Raw genomic sequence first — 24,237 nt, forward strand, 5'->3', positions numbered from 1 at the left:
TGAGCAGCACAGCATGAGCGACTACCCCAGTTTCCCGCCCGGCTTCGTCCTCGGCGCAGCGACCGCCTCGTACCAGATCGAGGGCGCGGCGACGGAGGACGGCCGCGGTCCGTCGATCTGGGACACCTACAGCCACACGCCAGGCCTGGTGGTGAACGGCGACAGCGGTGACGTGGCCTGCGACCACTACCACCGCTACCCCGAGGACGTGGCGCTGCTGCGCGACCTCGGCGTGGACTCCTACCGCTTCTCCATCGCCTGGCCGCGCATCGTGCCGGACGGTTCGGGCGCGGTGAACCCCAAGGGCCTCGACTTCTACTCCCGGCTGGTGGACGAGCTGCTGGCGGCGGGCATCGAACCGGCCGCCACCCTCTACCACTGGGACCTGCCGCAGGCCCTGGAGGACCGCGGCGGCTGGCGGGTGCGGGAGACCGCGGAGCGCTTCGCCGAGTACACGGCCGTCGTCGCGGAGCACCTGGGCGACCGGGTGCCGCGCTGGATCACCCTCAACGAGCCGTGGTGCAGCTCCTTCCTCGGCTACTCCATCGGCCGGCACGCCCCCGGAGCCAAGGAGGGCCGGGGTGCGCTGGCCGCCGCCCACCACCTGCTGGTCGGCCACGGACTGGCCGTCAAGGCGCTGCGCGCGGCCGGGGTGCGCGAGGTCGGCATCACGCTGAACCTGGACCGCAACCTGCCGGCCACCGACTCCCCCACCGACCTCGCGGCAGTGGCCCGCGCGGACACCCAGCACAACCTGGTGTGGACCGAGCCGATCCTCGCCGGCCGCTACCCGGACTCCGAGGAGGAGACCTGGGGCGAGCTGATCACCGGCGAGGACTTCCGCCGGGACGGCGACCTGGAGCTGATCTCCCAGCCGCTGGACTTCCTGGGCATCAACTACTACCGGCCGATCGTGGTCGCCGACGCACCGCACCGCGAGAGCGACCCGGCGCGGCGCGTGGCGACGGACAACCGCTACGAGGAGGTGCGGCTCCCCGGCGTCCGGCACACGGCGATGGGCTGGCCGGTCGTCCCGGACAGCTTCACCGACCTGCTCGTCCAGCTGAAGAAGCAGTACGGCGACGCACTGCCGCCCGTCCACATCACGGAGAACGGCTCGGCGGAGGACGACGCGCCCGCCGCCGACGGCACGGTGCACGACACCGACCGCGTCGCCTACCTGCGCGACCACCTCACCGCGCTGCGGGCGGCGATCGACGCGGGCGTGGACGTACGCGGGTACTACGTGTGGTCGCTGCTGGACAACTTCGAGTGGGCGTACGGCTACGACAAGCGGTTCGGCATCGTGCGGGTCGACTACGACACGCAGCAGCGCACGCCCAAGGACAGCTACCGCTGGTACCGGGAGCTGATCGCCGCGAACCGCGGGTGACGGCGGGCGAGGGCGGGCGACCTCGGGTGTGAAGTGGTGCCGTCCGACCGCGGTGCCGTCCGACCGTGGTCCCGTCGATCTTCGGCTCCAGGGGGCGAGGGTGTTCGTCGTGGTGATGTCGCGCGTGTGCGAAGCGGACGACTGCGACCTGCGCCCTTGTCCCCGCCGGGCTTCATGGGGTGCCTCTTGCCCGTCCGTCGCCCCGCCTCTAGCCTGACTTTGTGCCGCAAATAAACAAAGCCCGTTCGCACAACGCCGTGCCGGGCTCCCGCGACGACCTCACCCGCCTCCGTGTCGCCCTGACCGCCTTCTTCGCTCTCGACGGCTTCGTCTTCGCCGGGTGGGTGGTCCGGATTCCCGCCATCAAGGAGCAGACCGGCGCCTCCGCCAGCGCTCTGGGCCTGGCCCTGCTCGGTGTCTCGGCGGGTGCCGTCGTCACCATGACGCTCACCGGACGACTGGTCCGCCGCTACGGCAGCCACCCCGTCACCGTCGTCTGCGCGGTCCTGCTCTGTCTCAGCATCGCCCTGCCCCCGCTCACCCACTCCGCGCTCGCCCTCGGCGCCGTACTGCTGGTGTTCGGCAGCGCGTACGGCGGGATCAACGTCGCCTTCAACAGCGCCGCCGTCGACCTGGTGGCCGTGCTGAGGCGCCCGATCATGCCCAGCTTCCACGCGGCGTTCAGCCTTGGCGGGATGGTCGGCGCGGGGCTCGGCGGCCTGGTCGCCGGGTCGCTCTCGCCGACGCGGCACCTCCTGGGACTGACCCTGATCGGCCTGCTCGTCACCCTGGTCGCCGGCCGCTCCCTGCTGCGCTGCGAGCCCGCCGCGCCGCCGGAGCGCACTCGCGAGGACGGCGGCGCCCCGCGCCGGCTCGACGGCCGCGCCCGCCGCCTCGTCGTCACGTTCGGCCTGATCGCCCTGTGCTCGTCCTACGGCGAGGGCGCCATGGCCGACTGGGGCGCCCTGCACCTGAAGCAGGACCTCGACGCCTCACCGGGCTTGGCGGCGGCGGGCTACTCCTGTTTCGCACTCGCCATGACCGTGGGCCGGCTGTCCGGGACGACGCTGCTGGAGCGCCTGGGACGGACGCCCACGGTGGTCACCGGCGGCACGATCGCCGTGGCCGGCATGCTGCTCGGCTCGCTCGCCCCGTCGGTGTGGGCGGTCCTGGTCGGCTTCGCGCTCACCGGGCTCGGGCTCGCCAACATCTTCCCGGTCGCGATCGAGCGGGCCGGCGCGCTCGGTGGCCCGAGTGGCGTGGCGACCGCGTCGACCCTGGGCTACGGCGGCATGCTCCTCGGCCCGCCCGCGATCGGCTTCATGGCCGACTGGTTCTCCCTGCCGTCCGCACTCACCAGCGTGGCGGCGCTCGCGGCGGTGGCGGTGGTGATCGCGGTCGCGACGCGGCGCGCAGCGGTTCCGGGCTGAACAGTCCCGTCCGTCCGGGTCTGCCTTCGAGCCCGCTCCATGCGGCACACTCCCTGCCATGAAGACCGCCGCGTACGTCGAGATCCTGGACCGCGAGGGGGCGTTGCTGGCCGCGGCCGCCGAGGCGGCCGGCAGCGACGCCGAGGTTCCGACCTGCCCCGGCTGGCGGGTGCGGGACCTGCTGCGGCACACGGGGACGGTGCATCGCTGGGCGACCGCCTTCGTCGCCGAGGGGCACACCGGCCCCCGGCCCGACGGCGGCCTGCCCGACCTGGACGGCGCCCCGCTCCTGGCCTGGTTCCGCCAGGGGCACGGGCGCCTCGTCGACACCCTCGCGGGCGCCGCGCCCGACGTGCGGTGCTGGCACTTCCTGCCCGCTCCGTCACCGCTCGCCTTCTGGGCCCGGCGGCAGGCGCACGAGACGACCGTGCACCGCTTCGACGCCGAGTCGGCCCGCGGCGGTGAACCCACCGGCGTCGGCGTGGCCTTCGCGGTCGACGGTATCGACGAGCTGCTCTGCGCCTTCCACGCGCGCCCGAAGAGCGCCGTACGCACCGAGGAACCCCGCACGCTGCGGGTGCGGGCGACGGACGCGCCCGACGCCGTATGGACCGTACGGCTGTCCGCGCAGCCTCCCGTGACCGAGCGGAACGACGCCGGGGACGCCGACTGCGAGTTGTCCGGACCCGCCGCACGGCTCTACCCGGCGCTGTGGAACCGCCGGCCGTTCCCCGCGGTGTCCGGGGACGGGGCCCTCGCCGCACTGTGGCGCGAGAGGTCGGGCGTCACCTGGAAGTGAGGCGAGCCGCGCGGCGGCGTCGTCCGTCAGCCGGTCAGCATCCGGTGCAGCACCTCGCGCTGTACCGGGAGCGCCGCGCCGTGCCTGTCCCGGCCCTTCGAGGTGAGCGCCACCCGCACGCCCCTGCGGTCCTCGGGGCACATGGAGCGCTCGACGAGACCGTCCTTCTCCAGCCGGGCCACCAGCCGCGACAGCGCGCTCTGGCTCAGGTGGACGCGCTCGGAGATCTGCTGGACGCGGTATCCACAGGCGCCCGAACCGTCCTCGTCCCGGGTGCCGGCCAGGACGTCGAGCACCTCGAAGTCGCTTCCGCACAGGCCGTGTCCGTGCAGCGCGCGGTCGACTTCGCACTGGACACGGGCGTGGAGGGCCAGGATGTGGCGCCACTGGGTCACGAGCGCCTGTTCGGCCTTCTTCGCCGCCATCCGCGCACCGTAGCAGAGCCGGTCGCGGTCGGCGCCGTACTGCCGACAGGGCCCCGCTCCGGGAGACTTGCCGGCATGGACACCTACGGGGGACGGCGTACGCAGGGCGAGCGGGACGCCATCACGGTCGAGATCGGGTACGCCCTGTGCAGCGCGGCGTTCGCGGCGGCCGTGCTGTTCGGGACCGTGGCGGGGCCGGCGTATCTCTTCGGCCTGCCGGCCGCCGTGCGCGGGGCGCTCGTCGGGGCGGGGGTGGTGTCGGCCGTGGTGCTGTTCTTCGTCCGGGTGGTGAGCGTACTGGTCCGGTTCGCGCGCCGCGGTCAGCCGAGCCAGCCCGGGCGCACCAGCCCCGACTCGTAGGCGAGTACGACCAGTTGGGCACGGTCGCGGGCGCCCAGCTTCACCATGGTGCGGCTGACGTGGGTCTTGGCGGTCAGCGGGCTGACGACCAGTCGGCGGGCGATCTCCTCGTTGGACAGTCCGATGCCGACGAGGGCCATCACCTCGCGCTCCCGTTCGGTCAGCCGGGCCATCTCGTCGGCCGCCGCGGGCTCCTTGGATCGGGCCGCGAACTCGGCGATCAGGCGGCGGGTCACCCCCGGTGACAGCAGGGCGTCGCCGTCCACCACCGCCCGCACGGCGCGCAGGAGTTCCTCGGGTTCGGTGTCCTTGACCAGGAAGCCGGAGGCGCCGGAGCGGATTGCCTCGAAGACGTACTCGTCGAGTTCGAAGGTGGTGAGCATGACGACCTTCACGTCCCGCAGCCCGGTGTCCCGGGTCACCCGGCGGGTCGCGGCCAGGCCGTCCAGCAGGGGCATGCGGATGTCCATGAGGACGACGTCGGGGCGCAGTTCACGGATCGAGCGCACCGCCTCCTCGCCGTCCGCGGCCTCCGCGACCACCTCGATGTCCGATTGCGCGTCCAGCAGCGCCCGGAAGCCGGCCCGTACCAGGGACTGGTCGTCGGCGAGCAGTACACGGATCACCGGTCGTCCTCCTTCACGTGCGTCATGGGCTTCACCTGCGTCATGGGCTTCACCTGCGTCGTGGGTTTCACGTCGATCGGCAGGGACGCGAGCACCCGGAAGCCGCCGTCGGGTCGCGGGCCCGCCTCGATGGTGCCGCCCAGGGCCGCCGCCCGCTCCCGCATCCCGGCCAGCCCGTTGCCGCTGCCGCCCGCCTCGGCGCCCGTCGCGGGGCCGTCGTCGTCGATGCGCAGCCGCAGGGTGCGGCCCTCCCGGTCGAGGCACACGCGCGCGCGGCGCGAACCCGAGTGCCGTACGACGTTGGTGAGCGCCTCCTGCACGATGCGGAACGCGGCCAGGTCGGTGCCGGGCGACAGGCGCGGCGGCTTCCCCTCCACCTCGACGGTGAGTCCCGCGCTCGCCGCCTGCTCGACCAGTTCGGGCAGCCGGTCGAGACCGGGGGCGGGCGCGCGCGGCGCCTCTCCGGGGGTGCGCAGGGTGTCGAGCACCTGCCGGACCTCGCCGAGCGCCTCCTTGCTCTGGTCCTTGATGGTGGTGAGCGCCGTGCGTGCCTGTTCCGGGTCGGTGTCCAGGAGGGCCAGGCCGACACCCGCCTGCACGTTGATGACGGAGATGCTGTGCGCGAGTACGTCGTGCAGTTCGCGGGCGATCCGCAGCCGTTCCTCGTCCGCGCGCCGGCGCGCCGCCTGGGCCCGTTCGGCGCGCTCCCGCGCCCACTGCTCGCGGCGGGCCCGGGCCAGCTCCGACAAGGCCACGATCGCCACGACCCAGGTGGCGATGACGATTTCCTGTCCCCAGGACGCGGCCGAGTCCCCGGACGGCGGCAGCCACCGGTAGAGCCAGTGCGCGACCAGGGCGTGCCCGGCCCAGAGCGTCCCCATCGCCGCCCACGCGGCCCTGCGGTGCCCGGCCACGACGGCGCCGAAGCAGGCCACCGCGACGGCCAGGAACACCGGTCCGTAGGGGTATCCGGCGCCCAGGTAGACCAGGGTGGTGACGGCCGTGCCGAACACGACCGGCACCGGGTAACGCTGCCGCCACAGCAGGGCCGCCCCCGTGAAAAACAGCAGCGCGCGTGCGAAGGGGTCGAGGGCGGCCCGCTCCCCCTCCTGGGCGTGGGCGGCGAAGTTCGAGCCGATGAGCACGAACGCCGTGATCAGCACCGTGGAGCGCCAGGGCCACCGGGGGCGGCGCTCCTCGTCGCCCCGCCGGCTCCACCACGGGGGCCCGTGCCGCCACCACTGCGGCGGTCCGCCCCCGCGCTCACGCTGTCCGTCCATGACCGCCACGCTAGACGCCGGGCACCGCGGCGGGCGTCACCCGCGCGTGGTGATCACACGTACTCCCGGGGAAGTACGCCCTCCCCGCGTTGCGGCCGCATCCGCCCCCCGGGCGCGCCCGGGGTCAGGAACCGTCCTCGGCGTCCGCACGGCCCTCGGTGCCCGGAGCACCCGTAGGGGCCACCGCCGTGCTCGACGTGGCCGGCGTGCCGGGTGCCGGGTCCTCGCCGCCCGTGGGCCGGCGGTCCATCTTCGCCAGTGCCCGCTGCGCCAGCGGATGGCCGCGGACCAGCTCGCCCAGCGAGGTCGAGCCCTGGGTGATCTCCTTGAAGGCCTTCCAGGCCGGGCGGAAGCCGGTCAGGGCCGCGTGGAAGAGCCCGGGCCGGCGCTCGAACACGGCCATCATCCGCTTGCCGACGCTCATCTCCACGCCCAGCCCGGCCTTGATCGCGAACGCGTAGTTCAGGGCCTGCTTGCGCGCGTCCACCGCGTCGTGCGCCTCGGAGATCCGCACCGCCCACTCCCCCGCGAGCCGGCCGGACCGCAGCGCGAAGGAGATGCCCTCGCGGGTCCACGGCTCCAGGAGCCCCGCCGCGTCGCCGCAGACCAGGACCCGGCCGCGCGAGAGCGGCGAGTCGTCGGCGCGGCAGCGCGTCAGATGGCCGGAGGAGATGCTGGGCTCGAAACCGGCGAGCCCGAGCCGCGCGACGAAGTCCTCCAGGTACCGCTTGGTCGCCGCGCCCTCGCCACGCGCCGAGATCACACCGACCGTCAGCGTGTCGCCCTTGGGGAAGACCCAGCCGTAACTGCCGGGCATCGGGCCCCAGTCGATGAGCACCCGCCCCTTCCAGTCGTCGGCGACCGTCTGAGGCACCGGGATCTCCGCCTCCAGGCCGAGGTCGACCTGGTCGAGCTTCACGCCGACGTGGGCGCCTATCCGGCTGGCGCTGCCGTCCGCGCCGACGACGGCCCGGGCCAGCACCGTCTCGCCGCCCTGGAGGACGACGGCGACCGTGCGCCGGTCCGGCACCGCCGAGCCGTGCTGCTCCACCCGGGTGACCGTCGCCCCCGTACGCAGCTCGGCGCCCGCCTTCTGCGCGTGCTCGACGAGCTGCTGGTCGAACTCGGGCCGGTTGATCAGCCCGAACAGCATCTGCCGGGAGCGCCGGGTCCGGGTGAAGCGCCCGTTGTTCGAGAAGGTCACCGCGTGCACACGGTCCCGGAAGGGCAGCTCGAAGCCGGGTGGGAGGCTGTCGCGCGAGGGACCGATGATGCCGCCGCCACATGTTTTGTAGCGGGGCAGCTCCGCCTTCTCCAGCAACAGGACGCGCCGCCCCGCGACCGCCGCCGCGTAGGCGGCCGAGGCCCCCGCCGGTCCCGCGCCCACCACGACCACGTCCCAGACCTGACGCGCGTCGTCCGCCGAAGAGTTCTCGCTGCTCACGATGGTCTACTGCTCCGATCAAACCGCATGCCGCACCTGACCCCCGCATCCTACGGCGGGCATCGCCGCAGGCCACTGTGGGAGGATCGGCCCACCAATCCAAGTACTCCTTGGTACAACGTCGCACCCACAAGGAGCGTGCCCATGTCGTCGAATCCGGTCGCCGAGACCGTCTCCTCGCTCATGCCCCGGGCGAAGGAGGAACTCGCCGCGCTGGTGGCCTTCAAATCGGTGGCGGACTTCGACCAGTTCCCGCGCAGCGAGAGCGTGGGCGCCGCCAACTGGATAGCGGCGGCCCTGCGCGCCGAGGGATTCCAGGACGTGGCCCTGCTCGACACGCCGGACGGCACCCAGTCGGTGTACGGCTGTCTGCCCGGTCCCGAGGGCGCGAAGACGGTGCTGCTCTACGCCCACTACGACGTGCAGCCGCCGCTGGACGAGGCGGGCTGGGCCACTCCGCCGTTCGAGCTGACCGAGCGCGACGGCCGCTGGTACGGGCGCGGCGCGGCGGACTGCAAGGGCGGCGTGCTCATGCACCTGCTCGCGCTGCGCGCGCTGAAGGCGAACGGCGGCGTGCCGGTGCACGTCAAGGTGATCGCCGAGGGGTCGGAGGAACAGGGCACGGGCGGCCTTGAGCGGTACGCCGAGCAGCACCCCGAGCTGCTGGCCGCGGACACCGTCGTCATCGGCGACGCGGGCAACTTCCGGGTCGGGCTGCCGACGGTCACCTCGACGCTGCGCGGCATGACGCTGCTGCGCGTGAAGGTCGACACGCTCGAAGGCAACCTGCACTCCGGCCAGTTCGGCGGCGCGGCGCCCGACGCACTGGCCGCCCTGATCCGCGTACTGGACTCGCTGCGCGCCGAGGACGGCTCGACGACCGTCGACGGCCTGGCGGCGGACGACCGCTGGGAGGGCCTGGCGTACGACGAGGAGCAGTTCCGCCGGGACGCCCGGGTGCTCGACGGCGTGGAGCTGATCGGTTCCGGTTCGGTCGCCGACCGCATCTGGGCGCGGCCGGCCGTCACGGTGCTCGGCATCGACTGCCCGCCCGTCGTCGGCGCCACCCCGTCGGTGCAGGCGGGCGCCCGCGCGCTGGTGAGCCTCAGGGTGCCGCCGGGCGTGGACGCGGCCGAGGCGACCAAGCTGCTCCAGGCCCACCTGGAGGCGCGTACGCCGTGGGGAGCCCGGGTCGGCGTCGAACAGATCGGCCAGGGGCAGGCGTTCCGCGCCGACACCACCAGCCCGGCGTACCAGGCCATGGCGGACGCGATGGCGGTGGCGTACCCCGGCGAGGAGATGCAGTACGCCGGTCAGGGCGGCTCCATCCCGCTGTGCAACACCCTGGCGTCGCTGTATCCGCGGGCGGAGATCCTGCTGATCGGTCTGAGCGAGCCGGAGGCACAGATCCACGCCGTGAACGAGAGCGTGTCCCCCGAGGAGCTGGAGCGGCTGTCGGTGGCCGAGGCGCACTTCCTGCGCAACTACGCGGCGAGCTGAGCCGGGCGGCTCGCGGCCGGGCCCTCGCGGCTCGCGTTCTGCCGTCGGCAGAGGGGCCTCGCCACCCGGCGGGGCCCTGCCTACGGTCGTCCCATGGACGTCGTCGAGCTGCTGCCCCGCCTGCACCTGCTGCGCTTCCCGGTCGGCCAGGCCTACCTCTGGCGCGACGGCGACGACCTGACACTGGTCGACGCCGGTCCGGCCGGAGCCGGGGCGCGCGTCGTCGCGGCGGCCGAGTCCCTGGGGCGGGTACGGCGGGTGGTGCTCACCCACTTCCACGAGGACCACGTGGGCGGGGCGCAGGAGGTCGCCGCGCTCACCGGGGCGGAGGTGGTGGCCCATGTGCTGGAGGCGCCCGTCGTGCGCGGCGAGGTGCCGGGCCCGCCGCCCGTGGCCGAGGACTGGGAGCGTCCGCTGCACGAGAACGCCCTGCGGCTGCTCCCACCGGGCGGCTTCGACCGGCCGGCGCGGGTGACGGAGGTGCGGGACGGGGACGTAGTGGACTTCGGCGGTGGGGCCCGGGTCGTGCACGCGCCGGGCCACACGGACGGCAGCATCGGGCTGCATCTGCCGCGGCACGGCGTGCTGTTCACGGGGGACGCCGTCGCGGCGTCGCCGGTCGACGGAAGGGTGATGCTCGGCGTACTCAACACCGACCGGGACCGGGCCGTCGCCTCCTTCGGGCGGCTGGCGGCCCTCGACTCGGAGCTGGTCTGTTTCGGTCACGGGGATCCGGTGACCGTCCGGGCCGGGGCCGCGCTGCGGGAGTCGGCACGGACCTGCGGGGCGGACGTCTGACCTCAGCCGACCGGTGTGCCCGCCTCCAGGTAGAGGGCGGCGCCGCGTTCCCGTGCCCGCAGGGCCCAGCGCAGCCGTGCGTAGCGGACCGGGGGCAGCAGGCCGGCGGCCTCGTCCTCGGTGACGAAGCGCCAGTCGCGCAGTTCGGAGCGGGGCAGACGGATGCGTCCGGCGGCCGAGGAGTCGAGCCGGCCGCCGTCGAAGAGCATCCGCAGACCGCCGTGAGCGGGTGGTGCGGGCAGTTCCCAGTCGACGACCAGCAGGGCGGGTACGTCCTCGAGGCGCAGGCCGGTCTCCTCGGCGACCTCGCGCACACCGGCGCGGGCCGGTGCCTCGCCGGGTTCGACGACGCCGCCGGGGAACTCCCAGCCCGGTTTGTAGGTGGGGTCGACGAGCAGGACCCGGTCCCGCTCGTCGAAGAGCAGGACGCCGGCGGCGACGGTCTCGCCGGTGGGCTCCGGCGTCTGCACGATCCCGCAGGCCGGCACGGCGCCGGTGCCGAGAGCCTCGGCGACCCGGGCGGCGGCCTCGTACGGGGTGAGGGCGCCGGTGTCGACCGGATGGGCGTCCGCGGTGAGCCAGGAGACGAGGGCGGACCGGTAGGGCTCGATGTGGTCGTAGGACCACTGCCGTACCCGCAGCTCGCCGTCCGGCAGGTCCGCCGGTGTCTCGCGGTTCGCTATTCGCTCCCGCAGGATCGTTTCAGCCGGAGCCAGCAGGACGTGCCGGACCGCGATCCGGCGGGCGGCGAGACCGCCGAAGATCTCGTCCCGGTACTCCTGGCGCAGCAGGGTCATCGGGACCACGAGGGTCCCCCCGAGGTCGGCGAGCAGCGCGGCCGCCGTGTCGATCACCAGGCGCCGCCAGATCGGCAGGTCCTGGAAGTCACCCACCTCGGCCAGGCGTTTGGGCGGCAGCAGGTGCGCGAGTGCCCCGCCGATGACCTCGGGGTCGAAGAGCGTGCTGTTCGGGATCAGTTCGATCAGTTCCCGTGCGGTGGTGGTCTTCCCCGCACCGAACGCGCCGTTGATCCAGACGACGGTCACAGGTCCCCCTCTTCTGTTGGCCCCCTGTGGCTTGCCCGCTTCACCCTGCCACGGAAACCAGGCGCAGTTGAGGACGTACGACAGCGGCGCCGGCGCCCCCGGGAGGGGCACCGGCGCCGTGCGGTCCGGGTGGGCGGCGTCAGCCCAGCTGACCCAGGGCGTCGTCGTCGAGGGTCAGGCTCTCGGTGGCGACGGTGTCCTCCAGGGTGCTGACGGTGTCGTCCACCCCGAGGTTGAGCGGGAGGTCGCTCGGGGCGGCGTGGGACGGGCTGACGGCCGCGACGACGAAGCCGGTGGCGAGGGTCGCGAGGGCGAGCATGCTGCGCTTCTTCATGCCCCGTTCAACTACGCGGCCGCGCGGGGGTCACGGGTAAGGCCGCGGAAGCCGTCGAACCGGCCGCGCACTCAGACGTGCGCGGCGGTGACCTCCGATGTCCTCGAGAGCGCCGCCGCTGCCGCCCCGACCAGTCCGGCGTCCGTCCCCATCTGGGCGGGGACGACCGCCAGGCGCTGGACGAAGGAGAGGGTCGCGTAGTCGGTGAGGGCCTTGCGCAGGGGGGCGAAGAGGACGTCGCCCGCCTTGGCCACGCCCCCGCCGACCACCGCGATGTCGATCTCGACGAGGGTCGCGGTGGCGGCGATACCGGCGGCCAGGGCCTGCGCGGCCCGTTCGAAGGAGGCGACGGCGACGGGGTCGCCCAGGTGGGCGGCGGCGGCGACCGCGGCGGCGGAGGTGTCGCCGTCCGGCCCCGGCCGCCAGCCGGCGTCGAGGGCGCGGCGGGCGATGTTGGGGCCGCTCGCTATGCGCTCCACGCAGCCGCGCGCGCCGCACGGGCACGGATCGCCGTCCAGATCCACGCTGATGTGACCGATGTGACCGGAGTTGCCGGTCGGGCCGGGGTGCAGCCGGCCGTTCAGGACCAGACCGCCGCCGACGCCGGTCGACACCACCATGCACAGCGCGTTGTCGTGGCCACGGGCCGCGCCCTGCCAGTGTTCGGCCGCGGTGATGGCCACCCCGTCGCCGATCAGTTCCACCGGCAGATCACCGGCGGCGGCCCGGACCCGCCGGACCAGCGGGTAGTCGCGCCAGCCGGGCACGTTCACGGGGCTGACCGTGCCGGCGGAGGCGTCGACCGGGCCGGCGCTGCCGATGCCGACGGCCGTGGCCCGCCCCCACAGCGGCGACGCGGTCAGTTCCGCGAGCACGGCCTCGACGGCCCCCATCACGGTGTCACCGTCCTCCTGGGCGGGTGTCGCACGCTGTGCGCGCGCCTGGATGCGGCCGTGGCCGTCCACCAGTGCGCCGGCGATCTTGGTGCCGCCGATGTCCAGCGCTGCCACGAGGTCGGTGTGCATCAGAGTCGGATCTCCCCGTCGGACCGAAAGCGAAAAATGACGAACACGAGGCGCCCAGCGGACCGGTCCCACGGTGGGGACGAGGACCGGAGAGTGCGATGGACAGTGTCTCCCGCATCTGACAACGTTGTCCAGGCTCTATGCTCGACGCCACATCCTCATACAACCTCATGACCGACACATCCCCCCGGACAGCAGGAGCCGACGCAATCCCGTGGACGACAGGACAGGACACCGCATCGTGCCCGACACGACCCGCCGCGCAGACCGCCTCCCCGGGAACCGGTACGGCAATCGCCCGACCATGAAGGACGTCGCCGCCCGCGCCGGAGTCGGCCTCAAGACCGTCTCCCGGGTGGTCAACGCGGAGCCCGGCGTCACCCCGGAGACCGAGCGTCGCGTCCAGGAGGCCATCGACGCCCTGGGCTTTCGCCGCAACGACAGCGCCCGGGTGCTCCGCAAGGGCCGCACCGCGAGCATCGGTCTGGTCCTGGAGGATCTGGCCGACCCGTTCTACGGGCCGCTCAGCCGCGCCGTGGAGGAGGTGGCCCGCGCCCACGGCGCCCTGCTGATCAACGGGTCGAGCGCGGAGGACCCGGACCGCGAGCAGGAGCTGGTCCTTGCGCTGTGCGCGCGGCGCGTGGACGGTCTGGTGGTGATTCCCGCCGGGGACGACCACCGGTATCTGGAGCCCGAGTTGAAGGCGGGCGTCGCCACGGTGTTCGTGGACCGTCCGGCGGGCCGGATCGACGCGGACGTGGTGGTGTCGGACAACTTCGGCGGCGCCCGCGACGGCGTGGCCCACCTCATCGCGCACGGTCACCGCAGGATCGGCTTCATCGGCGACATGCCCCGCATCCACACCGCCGCCGAGCGGCTGCGCGGTTACCGGGCCGCCATGGAGGACGCCGGCATACCGGTGAAGGACTCCTGGATGTCCCTGGGCGTCACCGACCCGGAGCGGGTACGCCGGGCGGCCGAGGAGATGCTCGCCGACCCGCATCCGGTCACCGCGATCTTCACCGGCAACAACCGGGTGACGGTCACCGTGATCCGGGTCCTCGCCGAGCACACCCGGGGCGTCGCGCTCGTCGGCTTCGACGACATCGAGCTGGCCGACCTGCTCCGGCCGGGCGTCACCGTGGTCGCGCAGGACGCGGCCGCCCTCGGCCGCACCGCCGCCGAGCGGCTCTTCCGGCAGCTGGACGGCACCCTCCTCGCCCCCGACCGCATCGAACTGCCGACCAGGCTGGTCACCCGGGGCTCGGGCGAGCTGCCGCCGTCGAACTGAGCGGAGCGCGGCCGAGGACCGGACCGGACACACCGTCGCGCCCGCACACGCCACCGCCGGGAGGAATCACACCGTGTCGCAACGACTCGGCGAGGGCCGGGGACCCGCACGGCCGTCCGGCGAGGACCGGACCCTTCGGGCGCTCGGGCTGGCCGGGGTGCCGCGCGAGGAGCCGCTCCTGTACCCGGGCGCGTGGCCCACGGAGTCCGGCCTGCTGTGCGGGGACCGACTGCTGCCGCTGGACCGGGCGGTGCACGAGGACGGGGGCGACCGGGTCCCCGTGCTCGCGATCGGCTCCAACGCGAGCCCGGGCCAGCTGCGGCACAAGATGGCCGAGTTCGGCATCGGCTCGCCGATCCCGATGGTCAGGTCACGGGTCACCGGCCTGGACATCGGCGTCTCCGCCCACGTGAGCCGGATGGGCTACGTGTCCGCCTCTCCGGTGGGCGCCGCCGGCGTCGTGCGGGAGCTGTTCGTCCTGTGGCTCGACGCCGAGCAGCTCGCGGTGGTCGACGCCAGCGAGGGCGTACCGATGGCGGGCGGCAACTTCGACCGCGCCTGGCTGCCCGCACCCGACGTACGCGTGGAACCGGGGGACGGCACGGTGCTGCGCGGCGCGTACGCCTACGTCAACCGTCACGGCGTCCTGCACGACGGCACCGGTGCGCCGCGGCGGCACCCGGGAGAGCAGCGGCCCCTGATCACCGAGCTGCTGCACGGGTCGGCCCGGCTGCGGGAGCTGTTCGGGGTGACGCCCGAGGAGTTCTGCGCGCGGGCGCGGGCGCGGGCCGACCGGCGGCTGTGCGAGCGCGGGACACGGCTGTTCGCCGAGGAGGAGCGGGTGACGGCGTCCGGTCTGGAGCGGTACGTGGGCTCCGGACCGGACGATCCCTTCTCCGGGACCCGGCCCCCGTCTACTGCGCCGATGCCGTGAGGTCGCCGCGCCGCGGGGAGGAGAAGCCCTCCAGGTCGGCGCGGGTCAGGCCGGTCAGCCGGGCGACCTCGCCGATGTCGAGGGCGCCGCAGTCCAGGCCGCGCAGCAGGTAGCCGCTGAGGGCCTTGGCGGTGGCGGGCTCGTCCATGACGTCGCCGCCGGTGCGGTTCGCGTAGCGGGCGAGGCGGGCGGCGGCCTGCTCGAGGCCCTCGCGGTAGAAGGCGAAGACGGCCGCGTACCGGGTCGGGATGTGGCCGGGGTGCATGTCCCAGCCCTGGTAGTAGGCGCGGGCGAGGGCCCGGCGGGTGAGGCCGAAGTGCAGGCGCCAGGCGTCGTGGACCTTGGCGGTGGGGCCGACGGGCAGGACGTTGGTGGAGCCGTCCGAGACGCGTACGCCGGTGCCGGCGGCGGCGACCTGCATGACCGCCTTGGCGTGGTCGGCGGCAGGGTGGTCACTGGCCTGGTACGCGGCGGAGACGCCGAGGCAGGCGCTGTAGTCGAAGGTGCCGTAGTGCAGACCGGTGGCGCGGCCCCCGGCGGCCTGGATCATGCGGGCGACGGCGGCGGTGCCGTCGGCGGCCAGGATGGACTGGCTGGTCTCGATCTGGATCTCGAAGCCGATCCGGCCGGGCGTGAGGCCGCGCGCCTTCTCGAAGGCCTCCAGGAGCCGCACCATGGCGGTGACCTGCTCGGGGTAGGTCACCTTCGGCAGGGTGAGGACCAGGCCGTCGGGCAGTCCGCCGGCCTCCATGAGGCCGCTGAGGAAGACGTCGAGGGTGCGGATGCCCCGGGCGCGCACCGGAGCCTCCATGCACTTCATGCGGATGCCCATGTACGGGGCGGCCGTGCCCCGCGCGTACGCCTCGGCGATCAGCCGGGCGGCGCGGGCGGCGGCCTCGTCCTCCTCGGCGTCCGTGCGGTTGCCGTAGCCGTCCTCGAAGTCGACGCGCAGGTCCTCGATCGGCTCGCGCTCCAGCTTGGCGCGCACGCGGGCGTACACCGGCTCGGCGAGGTCGTCGGTAAGGCCGAGGACGGCGGCGAAGGACGCGGCGTCGGGGGCGTGTTCGTCGAGGGCGGCGAGCGCCCGGTCGCCCCAGGAGCGAACCGTGTCGGCGGCGAAGACGTCACCGGGGACGTAGACGGTGTGGACGGGCTGGCGGGTGCCCGGGTCTCCGGGGTAGCGGCGCTCCAGCTCCGCGTCGACCGGTGCGAGGGAGGCACTGATCTCCTCGCCGACGGCGCCCGCGAGGCTCGTTGCCACCTTCTCCTGCTGACCCATCCCACACCCTCCTGGTTTTCACTTTTCCGCTCACCGGAATCACTTATCCGTAGAGCGAAGTTATCTGTCGGCCTCGCGCCGGTCAACACCCATCCTGCGCACACGCCGAGGCCCCCGCGACCACGGACGGTCGCGGGGGCCTCGGCGTGACGTTTCGGCCGGGAGGTTCAGCCCTTGCGGGTCTTGACTTCCTCGGTGAGCTGCGGGACGACGTCGAAGAGGTCGCCGACGACGCCGTAGTCGACGAGGTCGAAGATCGGGGCCTCGGCGTCCTTGTTGATCGCCACGATCGTCTTCGAGGTCTGCATGCCCGCGCGGTGCTGGATCGCACCGGAGATGCCGGAGGCGATGTACAGCTGCGGCGAGACGGACTTGCCGGTCTGGCCGACCTGGTTGGTGTGCGGGTACCAGCCGGCGTCCACCGCGGCGCGCGAGGCGCCGACGGCCGCGCCGAGCGAGTCGGCGAGGGCCTCGATGAGTCCGAAGTTCTCCGCGCCGTTGACGCCGCGGCCGCCGGAGACGACGATCGCGGCCTCGGTCAGCTCCGGGCGGCCGGTCGACTCGCGCGGAGTGCGCGAGGTGACCTTGGTGCCGGTCGCGGCGGCGGAGAAGGTGACGGACAGGGCCTCGACCGCGCCGGCGGCCGGGGCGGCCTCGACGGCGGCGCTGTTGGGCTTGACCGTGATGACCGGGGTGCCCTTGGAGACGCGGGACTTGGTGGTGAAGGCGGCGGCGAACACCGACTGGGTGGCCACCGGACCCTCGTCGCCGGCCTCCAGGTCGACGGCGTCGGTGATGACACCGGAGCCCAGGCGCAGCGCCAGGCGGGCGGCGATCTCCTTGCCCTCGGCGGAGGAGGGGACCAGCACCGCGGCCGGGGAGACGGCCTCGTGGGCGGCCTGGAGGGCGTCCACCTTCGGCACGACCAGGTAGTCGGCGTACTCGGCGGCCTCGTGGGTGAGGACCTTCACCGCGCCGTGCTCGGCGAGCGTGGCGGCGGTGTCACCGGCACCGGCGCCCAGCGCGACGGCGACGGGCTCGCCGACGCGGCGGGCCAGGGTCAGCAGCTCCAGGGTGGGCTTGCGGACGGCACCGTCCACGTGGTCGACGTAGACGAGAACTTCAGCCATGGGACTTCTTCTCTCCTGCTTGCGAAAGATGAGGGGCGGTCAGCGGGGCCGGGTTCAGATGAACTTCTGGCCGGCCAGGAACTCGGCGAGCTGCTTGCCGCCCTCGCCCTCGTCCTTGACGATCGTGCCCGCGGTGCGCGCCGGGCGCTCGGCCGCGGAGTCGACCGTGGTGTACGCGTTCTCGAGACCGACCTCGTCCTCGTCGATCTCGAGGTCGGACAGGTCCCAGGACTGAACGGGCTTCTTCTTGGCCGCCATGATGCCCTTGAAGGAGGGGTAACGCGCCTCGCCCGACTGGTCGGTGACCGACACGACGGCCGGCAGCGACGCCTCGAGCTGCTCCGTGGCGGAGTCCCCGTCACGGCGGCCCTTCACGACACCGCCCTCGACCGAGACCTCGGACAGCAGCGTCACCTGCGGCACACCCAGGCGCTCCGCGAGCAGCGCCGGTACGACACCCATGGTGCCGTCGGTGGAGGCCATGCCGGAGACGACCAGGTCGTAGCCGGCCTTCTCGACCGCCTTGGCCAGGACCAGGGAGGTGCCGATGGCGTCGGTGCCGTGCAGGTCGTCGTCCTCGACGTGGATCGCCTTGTCCGCGCCCATGGACAGCGCCTTGCGCAGCGCGTCCTTCGCGTCCTCGGGACCCACCGTCAGCACGGTGATCTCCACGTCGTCGTCGGAATTCTCCGAGATCTGCAGCGCCTGCTCGACCGCGTACTCGTCCAGCTCGGAGAGCAGACCGTCCACGTCGTCCCGGTCGACGGTCAGGTCATCGGCGAAGTGCCGGTCGCCAGTGGCGTCGGGCACGTACTTCACAGTGACAACGATCCTCAAGCTCACGCCGGCTCTCCTACTGCGTCGACATTTCAGTGCTGCCTCTTGCAGGCAGCATAGGCGCCCCAAGCGGCCGATCCCGGTCGGGGCGACCTGCGCTCCGCCCGGAATATTACTCGTCAGTACACCCAGTTCTTTCCCGCTAAGCAAGCGCTTTGAACTGTGACCTTCGCAACGCAGCGTAACCGGAACCCGACGCCTTCGCAGCAGCCGTCCCGTTGACCGGTCAGTCGCGCAGACCCTGGTAACGCCCCTGGTGGTACAGCAGGGGCCGGCCGGCTCCCGCGGGGTCGCCGAGGAGCACCTGAGCCAGCACGATCCGGTGGTCCCCCGCGGGCACGCGGCCGACGACGCGGCACACCAGCCAGGCGAGGACGCCGTCCAGCACGGGCACTTTCTCGGGGCCCTCGCGCCAGGCGGTGGGCGCCGCGAAACGGTCGGCGCCGCTGCGGGCGAAGGTGGCCGCCAGCTCCTCCTGGTGCTCGCCGAGCAGGTGGACGCCGACGTACTCGGCCGCGGACACCGTCGGCCAGCTGGAGGAGCCGGTGCCGATGCTGAAGGACAGCAGCGCAGGCTCGGCGGAGACCGAGGTGAGGGACGTGGCCGTGAAGCCGACCGGGCCGGCGGCACCGCGCGCGGTGATCACGGCGACTCCCACCGCGTGCCGCCGGAAGACGGACCGCAGCAGGTCGTCGGCGGCGAGCCGCGTCGCGGCGAGATCGGGGGTGGCCGTCATACGGGGTGGTCCTTCTGCGGTGCGCCTCGGTTCCGGCAACGGGGCGCGGGGAACAGGGGCAGGCTGACGACGGGTGGCACACACAGTCAAGTACGTCCCGGATTCGGAAGCTGTGGAGAAGGCCTCACCACTGACGTGGCGGTGATCACACCGCCTCGCCCAGCGCGGCGATCACGTCCGCCTTGCGCGGCTGCCCCACGGCGCGCCGCACGACGCGGCCGCCCGCGTCGAGAACCAGCACGGTGGGCGTCTTGAGCACGTCCAGGGCGCGGACCAGTTCCAGGCGGGCCTCGGCGTCGATCTCGACGTGGGCGACGCCGGGGACCAGGCCCGCCACCTCGCCGAGCACCCGCCGGGTGGCCCGGCAGGGTGCGCAGAAGGCGCTGGAGAACTGTACGAGCGTCGCGCGGGCGCCGAGTTCGGCGCCCAGGTCGGCCGCGTCGAGCCGTGGGCCCGGATCCCCGGACCGCCTGCCGTCGCCCTGCCCGCGCACCCGCGCCCCCGTTCCGCCGCCACCGCGGCACTCCTGGGCGCGCATATGCCGCGCGCCACCGGTCCGGTCGTCCACGGGTGCAGCGCTCGCGCGAGGGCGGAGATTCCCGCCCACCGTCGTGTTTCGGCCACAAAAGAGCCCCGCGAGTGATGAGGATCTCGCCGCACACGGGCACCAAGGCTGGTACACCGGCCGTTCTTGGGGCACGATCTGCGACAAGCCGTAAACCTACGGCTGCGTAACTTTCGACTGGGAGTCCCCTTCCCAGGCTGACAAGGAAGGGTCCGCCGGCCCATGGCAGAACTCGTCTACCGTCCGGTCATCGGTCTCGCCCGCACCCTGTTCAAGGCGTGGGACCTCAAGATCGACTGCCAGGGTTCGGAGAACATCCCGCGCTCGGGCGGCGCCGTGCTGGTGAGCAACCACATCAGCTACCTGGACTTCGTCTTCGACGGCCTGGCGGCGCTGCCGCAGAAGCGGCTGGTGCGCTTCATGGCCAAGGAGTCGGTCTTCCGGCACCGCGTCTCCGGTCCGCTGATGCGCGGGATGAAGCACATCCCGGTGGACCGCAAGCAGGGCGAGGCGGCCTACGCACACGCCCTCGACTCGCTGAAGTCCGGCGAGATCGTCGGGGTCTTCCCGGAGGCGACGATCTCCGAGTCGTTCACGCTGAAGAGCTTCAAGTCGGGCGCCGCGCGGCTCGCGCAGGAGGCGGGCGTCCCGCTGGTCCCGATGGCACTGTGGGGCACCCAGCGCCTGTGGACCAAGGGCCACCCGCGCAACTTCAAGCGCAGCCACACCCCCGTCACCATCCGGGTCGGCGAGGCCATGGAGGCCCCGCGCGAGCAGTACGCGGGCGCCATCACCCGGCGGCTGCGCGAGCGGGTGCAGGAGCTGCTCGAGGCCGCGCAGCGCGCCTACCCGGTCCGCCCCAAGGGGGCCGACGACACCTGGTGGATGCCGGCCCATCTCGGTGGCACGGCCCCGACGCCCGAGCAGGTGCGCACGGCCCAGGCGCACTGAGCCGGGCGCGTCAGAGCGCGGTGGGAAGGATCTCCCACAGGTGCGGCCGGTCGGTGGCCGCCTTCAGGGTGTCCAGCACGACCGGATGCGGTGCGGCGTAGAGCTCCGGACAGTCCGCCTCGCCCGCCGCGTGGTCCGGTGTGAAGGCCAGTTGTTCCCTGCCCAGGGAGAACCTCGCGTTCACGCCGGGCTTGTTTCCGCGCGGGTCCTGCCGGTGCCAGGCACCGTCCAGGCGTACGGCGATCAGCCCGTGCACCACGTCGAACCGCTGGTAGCACAGCGCGGTGGGGATGTCCTCGGCCCGCAGCAGCGCGGCCAGCGCGTGGGCCTTGGCGTAGCAGATGCCGGTGCGCTGCTCCAGGACGTCGGAGGCCCGCCAGGTGACGCGCGGGTCCCCGGAATCCTGTGAGTGCGGGATGGTGTCGCGTACGAACTCGAAGGCCAGCCGCGCATAGTCATACGAGTCGTCCGCCTCTTTGGCGAGCCGCTCCGCCGCCTCACGTACACGCGGATGCTCATGGTCGATGGCCTCGTCGGCGGCCAGGTACGCAGACAGGTCAGGGTTCTTCTGGATCAGCTCCATGCCCGCAGAGCATAGGAAAGCGATCACCCGTCAGTCAATGACTTTACGGGTGATCGCATACCTATGCATACTTCGGGAAGCCATGGGAGGCCCTGTCAGCGCGCCATTTCCTCCTTGAGGGCGGCGACGAACGCGTCGATGTCATCCTCGGTCGTGTCGAAGGCGCACATCCAGCGCACGTCCCCGGCGGCCTCGTCCCAGAAGTAGAAGCGGAACCGCTTCTGCAGGCGCTCGCTCACCTCGTGCGGCAGGCGGGCGAAGACCGCGTTGGCCTGCACCGGGTAGAGGATCTCCACGCCGTGCACGGCGCGCACGCCCTCGGCCAGGCGCTGGGCCATCTCGTTGCCGTGCCGGGCGTTGCGCAGCCACAGGTCCTTGGCGAGCAGCGCCTCCAGTTGCACCGACACGAAGCGCATCTTCGAGGCCAGCTGCATGGACAGCTTGCGCAGGTGCTTCATGTGGCGCACCGCGTCCTGGTTCAGGACCACGACCGCCTCGCCGAACAGGGCGCCGTTCTTCGTGCCGCCGAGCGAGAGCAGGTCGACGCCGACCGCGTTGGTGAACGTGCGCATGGGCACGTCCAGGGAGGCGGCGGCGTTGGCTATCCGGGAGCCGTCCAGGTGCACCTTCATGCCGTGCGCGTGGGCGTGCTCGCAGATGGCACGGATCTCGTCCGGCGTGTAGAGGGTGCCCAGCTCGGTGCTCTGGGTGATCGAGACGACCTGCGGCATCGCCCGGTGCTCGTCGTCCCAGCCGTACGCCTGCCGGTCGATCAGGTCGGGCGTGAGCTTGCCGTCCGGGGTGGGGACGGTGAGCAGCTTGAGGCCGCCCATGCGCTCGGGGGCGCCGCCCTCGTCGACGTGGATGTGCGCGCTCTCGGCGCAGATCACCGCGCCCCAGCGGTCGGTGACCGCCTGGAGCGCGACGACGTTGGCGCCGGTGCCGTTGAAGACCGGGAACGCCTCGGCGCCGGAGCCGAAGTGGCTGCGGATCACCTGCTGGAGATTCTCGGTGTAGTCGTCCCCGCCGTACGCGACCTGGTGTCCGCCGTTGGCCAGCGTCAGGGCGGCGAGCACCTCCGGGTGGGCCCCGGCGTAGTTGTCACTGGCGAAACCGCGGACCTCGGGGTCGTGATGGCGACGCGCGTCGGTCTTCGGGGGGTTCACGGCTTCTCGGTCAGCCACAGACGGTTTCCGTTCACTTCCGCGGCGGGCTTGTCCCAGACTCCGGCGACGGCCTCGGCGAGGTCACGCACGTCCGTGAAGCCCGCGAACTTCGCGTTGGGGCGCTCGGCGCGCATCGCGTCGTGCACCAACGCCTTGACCACCAGGATCGCAGCCGCCGACGTCGGCCCCTGCTCGCCCCCCGCCTTGCGGAAGTAGTCCGCCATGGCCAGCGTCCACGCCTCGGCGGCGGCCTTGGCGGCCGAGTAGGCGGCGTTGCCCGCGGTGGGCCGGCTCGCGCCGGCCGCGCTGATCAGCACGTAGCGGCCGCGGTCGCTGCGCTGGAGCGGCTCGTGGAAGGCGAGGGAGGTGTGCTGGACGGTGCGGATGAGCAGCATCTCGAGGAGCTCCCAGTCCCCGAGGTCGGTCTTGGTGAAGGTCCGGCTGCCGCGCCAGCCGCCGACGAGGTGCACCACTCCGTCGACCCGGCCGAACTCCTTCTCGGTGCGGTCGGCCCAGGCCCGGGTGGAGTCCAGGTCGAGCAGGTCGACGGTCTCGCCGGTGACGGTGGCGCCGCCGTGCGCGTACCGAGCCGCGTCCACCGCCTCCGCCAGCCGCTCCGGGTCGTTGTCCGCGCCGACGACGGTCGCACCCCCCTCGGCGAGCCGCAGCAGCGCGGCCCGTCCGGCGGGCCCGCCCGCACCGGCCACCGCGATCACCGCGCCGTCGAGCGCCCCGTTCCCCATGGTCCTCGCCTCCTGTGCCTGTGCCTGTTCCTGTGCCTGCCGAACGTGTTCGCGCGCGGCTTCGCCGTCGCTCACGCGGCGGCCCGCTCGGCACCGTCCGCCGTGGCCGTGATGCCCCGGGTCGAGGCAATCACCTTCTTCAGCTTCTTGGACAGTGCCTCGTAGAACATGCTCAGCGGAAACTCGTCCGGAAGCACGTCATCGACGAGTTTGCGCGGCGGCAGGGACAGGTCCAGGGCGTCGGGGCCCTTGGCCCACTTCGAGCCCGGGTGCGGGGCGAGGTAGGTGGAGACCAGCTCGTACCCGGCGAACCAGTGGACGAGCTTGGGACGGTCGATGCCGTCGCGGTAGAGCGTCTCGATCTCGGCGCACAGCTGGTTGGTGACCTGCGGGGCGCGCTGCCAGTCGATGAAGAGCTTGTTGTCGGTCCAGCGGACCACGTCGTGCTTGTGCAGGTAGGCGAAGAGGAGCTGGCCGCCGAGGCCGTCGTAGTTGCGCGTGCGCTCACCGGTGACCGGGAAGCGGAACATGCGGTCGAAGAGCACCGCGTACTGCACGTCGCGGGCCTGCGGGACGCCGTCGGTCTCCAGCTTCACGGCCTCCCTGAAGGCGGTGAGATCGCAGCGCAGCTCCTCCAGGCCGTACATCCAGAACGGCTGGCGCTGCTTGATCATGAACGGGTCGAAAGGCAGGTCGCCGTGGCTGTGGGTGCGGTCGTGGACCATGTCCCACAGGACGAAGGCCTCCTCGCAGCGCTTCTGGTCGTGCACCATCGCGGCGACGTCCTCGGGCAGCTCCACGCCCAGGATGCCGACGGCGGCCTCGGTGACGCGGCGGAAGCGGGCGGCCTCGCGGTCGCAGAAGATGCCGCCCCAGGAGAAGCGCTCGGGCGCCTCGCGCACGGCGATGGTCTCCGGGAAGAGCACGGCCGAGTTGGTGTCGTAGCCGGCCGTGAAGTCCTCGAAGGTGATGCCGCAGAACAGCGGATTGTCGTAGCGGGTGCGCTCCAGCTCGGCCAGCCAGTCGGGCCAGACCATGCGCAGCACGACCGCCTCGAGGTTGCGGTCGGGGTTGCCGTTCTGCGTGTACATCGGGAAGACGACCAGGTGCTGGAGGCCGTCGGCGCGGTTCGCGGCGGGCTGGAAGGCCAGCAGCGAGTCGAGGAAGTCGGGCACCTCGAAGCCGCCGTCGGCCCAGCGGCCGAGGTCGGTGACCAGGGCCTCGTGGTACGCGCGGTCGTGCGGGAGGAGCGGGGACAGCTCGCGCACGGCCTCGGCGACGCGGCGCACGACGTCCTCGGCGGCGGCCCGCTCGGGGGCGCCCTCGGCGTCGAAGTCGATCGACCCGTCCCTGGACTGCCATGGACGGATTCGCTCCACCGCATCCTTGAGCACGGGCCACGCCGGGTGCTCGACCACCCTGCTCGCCGGAGGAATGTTCCCCTCCGCACCCACCTGCACAAGAATTTCCGTCATGTCCCATCCTCCACCGAAGAAGCTCGCGTCAGGACACCGTAGGCATACGAGGTTTCTCCCAGCAAGGGGAGCCCCCGCAAATTATCC

25 protein-coding genes are annotated in these 24,237 nt (G+C 72.7%); 9 read left to right on the forward strand and 16 right to left on the reverse strand.

Annotated elements, in window-relative coordinates; translation table 11 throughout:
- The first annotated feature begins 13 nt into the window (after window positions 1-13).
- From ACGH7X_RS04790 to ACGH7X_RS04800, 3 genes are all read left to right on the forward strand, one after another.
- A complete protein-coding gene (locus tag ACGH7X_RS04790) occupies window positions 14-1,393 on the forward strand; it encodes a GH1 family beta-glucosidase (RefSeq protein ID WP_399881947.1) in 1,380 nt (459 codons plus the stop codon).
- A gap of 257 nt (window positions 1,394-1,650) precedes the next feature.
- Window positions 1,651-2,823, forward strand: coding sequence for an MFS transporter (locus ACGH7X_RS04795; protein WP_399896789.1), 1,173 nt, complete (start codon window positions 1,651-1,653; stop codon window positions 2,821-2,823).
- 58 nt (window positions 2,824-2,881) lie between these two features.
- The gene (locus ACGH7X_RS04800; protein WP_399881949.1) at window positions 2,882-3,622 is read left to right on the forward strand and encodes a maleylpyruvate isomerase family mycothiol-dependent enzyme; all 741 of its coding nucleotides are present in this window, start codon (window positions 2,882-2,884) and stop codon (window positions 3,620-3,622) included.
- A 26-nt stretch (window positions 3,623-3,648) separates the two neighbouring features.
- Here the strand turns inward: ACGH7X_RS04800 and ACGH7X_RS04805 are convergent, their stop codons facing one another.
- Window positions 3,649-4,047: a MarR family winged helix-turn-helix transcriptional regulator gene (locus tag ACGH7X_RS04805; RefSeq protein WP_399881951.1), complete on the reverse strand. Its 399-nt coding sequence runs from the start codon at window positions 4,045-4,047 to the stop codon at window positions 3,649-3,651.
- Window positions 4,048-4,122: 75 nt separating this feature from the next.
- Between ACGH7X_RS04805 and ACGH7X_RS04810 the strand changes: the two genes are divergently transcribed.
- Window positions 4,123-4,407, forward strand: a complete 285-nt coding sequence (locus ACGH7X_RS04810; RefSeq protein WP_399881953.1) for a DUF6332 family protein — start codon at window positions 4,123-4,125, stop codon at window positions 4,405-4,407.
- Here the strand turns inward: ACGH7X_RS04810 and ACGH7X_RS04815 are convergent.
- The 3 genes from ACGH7X_RS04815 to ACGH7X_RS04825 form a co-directional block, all read right to left on the reverse strand.
- Window positions 4,368-5,033 carry a response regulator gene (locus tag ACGH7X_RS04815; protein WP_399881955.1) on the reverse strand — a complete coding sequence of 222 codons (666 nt, stop codon included), beginning with the start codon at window positions 5,031-5,033 and terminating at the stop codon, window positions 4,368-4,370. The two genes, ACGH7X_RS04810 and ACGH7X_RS04815, sit on opposite strands and share 40 nt — an antisense overlap.
- Window positions 5,030-6,313: a sensor histidine kinase gene (locus ACGH7X_RS04820; protein ID WP_399881957.1), complete on the reverse strand. Its 1,284-nt coding sequence runs from the start codon at window positions 6,311-6,313 to the stop codon at window positions 5,030-5,032. The genes ACGH7X_RS04815 and ACGH7X_RS04820 overlap by 4 nt, the downstream gene beginning before the upstream one ends.
- 124 nt (window positions 6,314-6,437) lie before the next feature.
- Window positions 6,438-7,757, reverse strand: coding sequence for a geranylgeranyl reductase family protein (locus ACGH7X_RS04825; RefSeq protein WP_399881959.1), 1,320 nt, complete (start codon window positions 7,755-7,757; stop codon window positions 6,438-6,440).
- A gap of 144 nt (window positions 7,758-7,901) precedes the next feature.
- Between ACGH7X_RS04825 and ACGH7X_RS04830 the strand changes: the two genes are divergently transcribed.
- A complete protein-coding gene (locus tag ACGH7X_RS04830; RefSeq protein WP_399881961.1) occupies window positions 7,902-9,257 on the forward strand; it encodes a dipeptidase in 1,356 nt (451 codons plus the stop codon).
- Between the two features lie 93 nt (window positions 9,258-9,350).
- Window positions 9,351-10,055 (forward strand): MBL fold metallo-hydrolase, encoded by a 705-nt coding sequence (locus tag ACGH7X_RS04835; protein WP_399881963.1) that lies wholly within the window; start codon window positions 9,351-9,353, stop codon window positions 10,053-10,055.
- Between the two features lie 2 nt (window positions 10,056-10,057).
- On the opposite strand, the gene ACGH7X_RS04840 is transcribed toward ACGH7X_RS04835, so the two are convergent.
- The 3 genes from ACGH7X_RS04840 to ACGH7X_RS04850 form a co-directional block, all read right to left on the reverse strand.
- A complete protein-coding gene (locus ACGH7X_RS04840) occupies window positions 10,058-11,101 on the reverse strand; it encodes an NUDIX domain-containing protein (protein WP_399881965.1) in 1,044 nt (347 codons plus the stop codon).
- A 139-nt stretch (window positions 11,102-11,240) separates the two neighbouring features.
- The gene (locus ACGH7X_RS04845; protein WP_399881967.1) at window positions 11,241-11,435 is read right to left on the reverse strand and encodes a hypothetical protein; all 195 of its coding nucleotides are present in this window, start codon (window positions 11,433-11,435) and stop codon (window positions 11,241-11,243) included.
- Between the two features lie 71 nt (window positions 11,436-11,506).
- Window positions 11,507-12,460 carry an ROK family protein gene (locus ACGH7X_RS04850; protein ID WP_399881969.1) on the reverse strand — a complete coding sequence of 318 codons (954 nt, stop codon included), beginning with the start codon at window positions 12,458-12,460 and terminating at the stop codon, window positions 11,507-11,509.
- 214 nt (window positions 12,461-12,674) lie between these two features.
- Here ACGH7X_RS04850 and ACGH7X_RS04855 point away from each other — a divergent pair, with 214 nt between their 5' ends.
- Together ACGH7X_RS04855 and ACGH7X_RS04860 are read left to right on the forward strand one after the other, a co-directional pair.
- Window positions 12,675-13,751 carry a LacI family DNA-binding transcriptional regulator gene (locus tag ACGH7X_RS04855; protein WP_399881971.1) on the forward strand — a complete coding sequence of 359 codons (1,077 nt, stop codon included), beginning with the start codon at window positions 12,675-12,677 and terminating at the stop codon, window positions 13,749-13,751.
- 73 nt (window positions 13,752-13,824) lie between these two features.
- Window positions 13,825-14,685, forward strand: a complete 861-nt coding sequence (locus tag ACGH7X_RS04860) for a hypothetical protein (protein ID WP_399881973.1) — start codon at window positions 13,825-13,827, stop codon at window positions 14,683-14,685.
- Here ACGH7X_RS04860 and ACGH7X_RS04865 read toward each other — a convergent pair.
- The 5 genes from ACGH7X_RS04865 to ACGH7X_RS04885 all read right to left on the reverse strand — a co-directional run bounded on the left by ACGH7X_RS04865 (window position 14,666) and on the right by ACGH7X_RS04885 (window position 19,205).
- On the reverse strand, window positions 14,666-15,964 hold the full coding sequence (locus tag ACGH7X_RS04865) for a DUF6986 family protein (protein WP_399881975.1): 1,299 nt from the start codon (window positions 15,962-15,964) through the stop codon (window positions 14,666-14,668). The two genes, ACGH7X_RS04860 and ACGH7X_RS04865, sit on opposite strands and share 20 nt — an antisense overlap.
- A gap of 167 nt (window positions 15,965-16,131) precedes the next feature.
- Entirely contained in the window at window positions 16,132-17,094 is a 963-nt protein-coding gene (locus ACGH7X_RS04870) for an electron transfer flavoprotein subunit alpha/FixB family protein (protein WP_399881977.1), read from the reverse strand.
- A 54-nt stretch (window positions 17,095-17,148) separates the two neighbouring features.
- A complete protein-coding gene (locus ACGH7X_RS04875; protein WP_399881979.1) occupies window positions 17,149-17,937 on the reverse strand; it encodes an electron transfer flavoprotein subunit beta/FixA family protein in 789 nt (262 codons plus the stop codon).
- 220 nt (window positions 17,938-18,157) lie between these two features.
- Complete coding sequence (locus ACGH7X_RS04880) at window positions 18,158-18,667, reverse strand: flavin reductase family protein (RefSeq protein ID WP_399881981.1); 510 nt, start codon at window positions 18,665-18,667, stop codon at window positions 18,158-18,160.
- A gap of 145 nt (window positions 18,668-18,812) precedes the next feature.
- Window positions 18,813-19,205 carry a TlpA family protein disulfide reductase gene (locus ACGH7X_RS04885; protein WP_399896792.1) on the reverse strand — a complete coding sequence of 131 codons (393 nt, stop codon included), beginning with the start codon at window positions 19,203-19,205 and terminating at the stop codon, window positions 18,813-18,815.
- 249 nt (window positions 19,206-19,454) lie between these two features.
- On the opposite strand from ACGH7X_RS04885, the gene ACGH7X_RS04890 reads away from it, so the two are divergent.
- Window positions 19,455-20,183 carry a lysophospholipid acyltransferase family protein gene (locus tag ACGH7X_RS04890; RefSeq protein ID WP_399881983.1) on the forward strand — a complete coding sequence of 243 codons (729 nt, stop codon included), beginning with the start codon at window positions 19,455-19,457 and terminating at the stop codon, window positions 20,181-20,183.
- A 10-nt stretch (window positions 20,184-20,193) separates the two neighbouring features.
- Here ACGH7X_RS04890 and ACGH7X_RS04895 read toward each other — a convergent pair whose 3' ends face one another.
- From ACGH7X_RS04895 to ACGH7X_RS04910, 4 genes are all read right to left on the reverse strand, one after another.
- Entirely contained in the window at window positions 20,194-20,766 is a 573-nt protein-coding gene (locus tag ACGH7X_RS04895; RefSeq protein ID WP_399881985.1) for a transglutaminase domain-containing protein, read from the reverse strand.
- Window positions 20,767-20,861: 95 nt separating this feature from the next.
- The gene (locus ACGH7X_RS04900; protein ID WP_399881987.1) at window positions 20,862-21,932 is read right to left on the reverse strand and encodes a threonine aldolase family protein; all 1,071 of its coding nucleotides are present in this window, start codon (window positions 21,930-21,932) and stop codon (window positions 20,862-20,864) included.
- Window positions 21,929-22,675 carry an SDR family NAD(P)-dependent oxidoreductase gene (locus ACGH7X_RS04905; protein WP_399881989.1) on the reverse strand — a complete coding sequence of 249 codons (747 nt, stop codon included), beginning with the start codon at window positions 22,673-22,675 and terminating at the stop codon, window positions 21,929-21,931. Before ACGH7X_RS04905 ends, ACGH7X_RS04900 begins: the two co-directional genes overlap by 4 nt.
- A 71-nt stretch (window positions 22,676-22,746) precedes the next feature.
- On the reverse strand, window positions 22,747-24,150 hold the full coding sequence (locus ACGH7X_RS04910; RefSeq protein WP_399881991.1) for a DUF6421 family protein: 1,404 nt from the start codon (window positions 24,148-24,150) through the stop codon (window positions 22,747-22,749).
- Window positions 24,151-24,237: the final 87 nt, after the last annotated feature.

This window comes from Streptomyces sp. BBFR51, assembly GCF_044591655.1.
Lineage (GTDB): Bacteria > Actinomycetota > Actinomycetes > Streptomycetales > Streptomycetaceae > Streptomyces.

Excerpts from the sequence above, each read along its gene's own strand:
- ACGH7X_RS04790 (WP_399881947.1), top strand. The coding sequence starts at position 14 with ATGAGCGACTACCCCAGTTTCCCGCCCGGCTTCGTCCTCGGCGCAGCG.
- ACGH7X_RS04850 (WP_399881969.1), bottom strand. The coding sequence starts at position 12,460 with ATGCACACCGACCTCGTGGCAGCGCTGGACATCGGCGGCACCAAGATC.
- ACGH7X_RS04910 (WP_399881991.1), bottom strand. The coding sequence starts at position 24,150 with ATGACGGAAATTCTTGTGCAGGTGGGTGCGGAGGGGAACATTCCTCCG.
- ACGH7X_RS04845 (WP_399881967.1), bottom strand. The coding sequence starts at position 11,435 with ATGAAGAAGCGCAGCATGCTCGCCCTCGCGACCCTCGCCACCGGCTTC.
- ACGH7X_RS04865 (WP_399881975.1), bottom strand. The coding sequence starts at position 15,964 with ATGGGTCAGCAGGAGAAGGTGGCAACGAGCCTCGCGGGCGCCGTCGGC.
- ACGH7X_RS04820 (WP_399881957.1), bottom strand. The coding sequence starts at position 6,313 with ATGGACGGACAGCGTGAGCGCGGGGGCGGACCGCCGCAGTGGTGGCGG.
- ACGH7X_RS04830 (WP_399881961.1), top strand. The coding sequence starts at position 7,902 with ATGTCGTCGAATCCGGTCGCCGAGACCGTCTCCTCGCTCATGCCCCGG.
- ACGH7X_RS04880 (WP_399881981.1), bottom strand. The coding sequence starts at position 18,667 with ATGACGGCCACCCCCGATCTCGCCGCGACGCGGCTCGCCGCCGACGAC.
- ACGH7X_RS04885 (WP_399896792.1), bottom strand. The coding sequence starts at position 19,205 with ATGCGCGCCCAGGAGTGCCGCGGTGGCGGCGGAACGGGGGCGCGGGTG.
- ACGH7X_RS04805 (WP_399881951.1), bottom strand. The coding sequence starts at position 4,047 with ATGGCGGCGAAGAAGGCCGAACAGGCGCTCGTGACCCAGTGGCGCCAC.
- ACGH7X_RS04890 (WP_399881983.1), top strand. The coding sequence starts at position 19,455 with ATGGCAGAACTCGTCTACCGTCCGGTCATCGGTCTCGCCCGCACCCTG.
- ACGH7X_RS04905 (WP_399881989.1), bottom strand. The coding sequence starts at position 22,675 with ATGGGGAACGGGGCGCTCGACGGCGCGGTGATCGCGGTGGCCGGTGCG.
- ACGH7X_RS04810 (WP_399881953.1), top strand. The coding sequence starts at position 4,123 with ATGGACACCTACGGGGGACGGCGTACGCAGGGCGAGCGGGACGCCATC.
- ACGH7X_RS04835 (WP_399881963.1), top strand. The coding sequence starts at position 9,351 with ATGGACGTCGTCGAGCTGCTGCCCCGCCTGCACCTGCTGCGCTTCCCG.
- ACGH7X_RS04895 (WP_399881985.1), bottom strand. The coding sequence starts at position 20,766 with ATGGAGCTGATCCAGAAGAACCCTGACCTGTCTGCGTACCTGGCCGCC.
- ACGH7X_RS04800 (WP_399881949.1), top strand. The coding sequence starts at position 2,882 with ATGAAGACCGCCGCGTACGTCGAGATCCTGGACCGCGAGGGGGCGTTG.
- ACGH7X_RS04870 (WP_399881977.1), bottom strand. The coding sequence starts at position 17,094 with ATGGCTGAAGTTCTCGTCTACGTCGACCACGTGGACGGTGCCGTCCGC.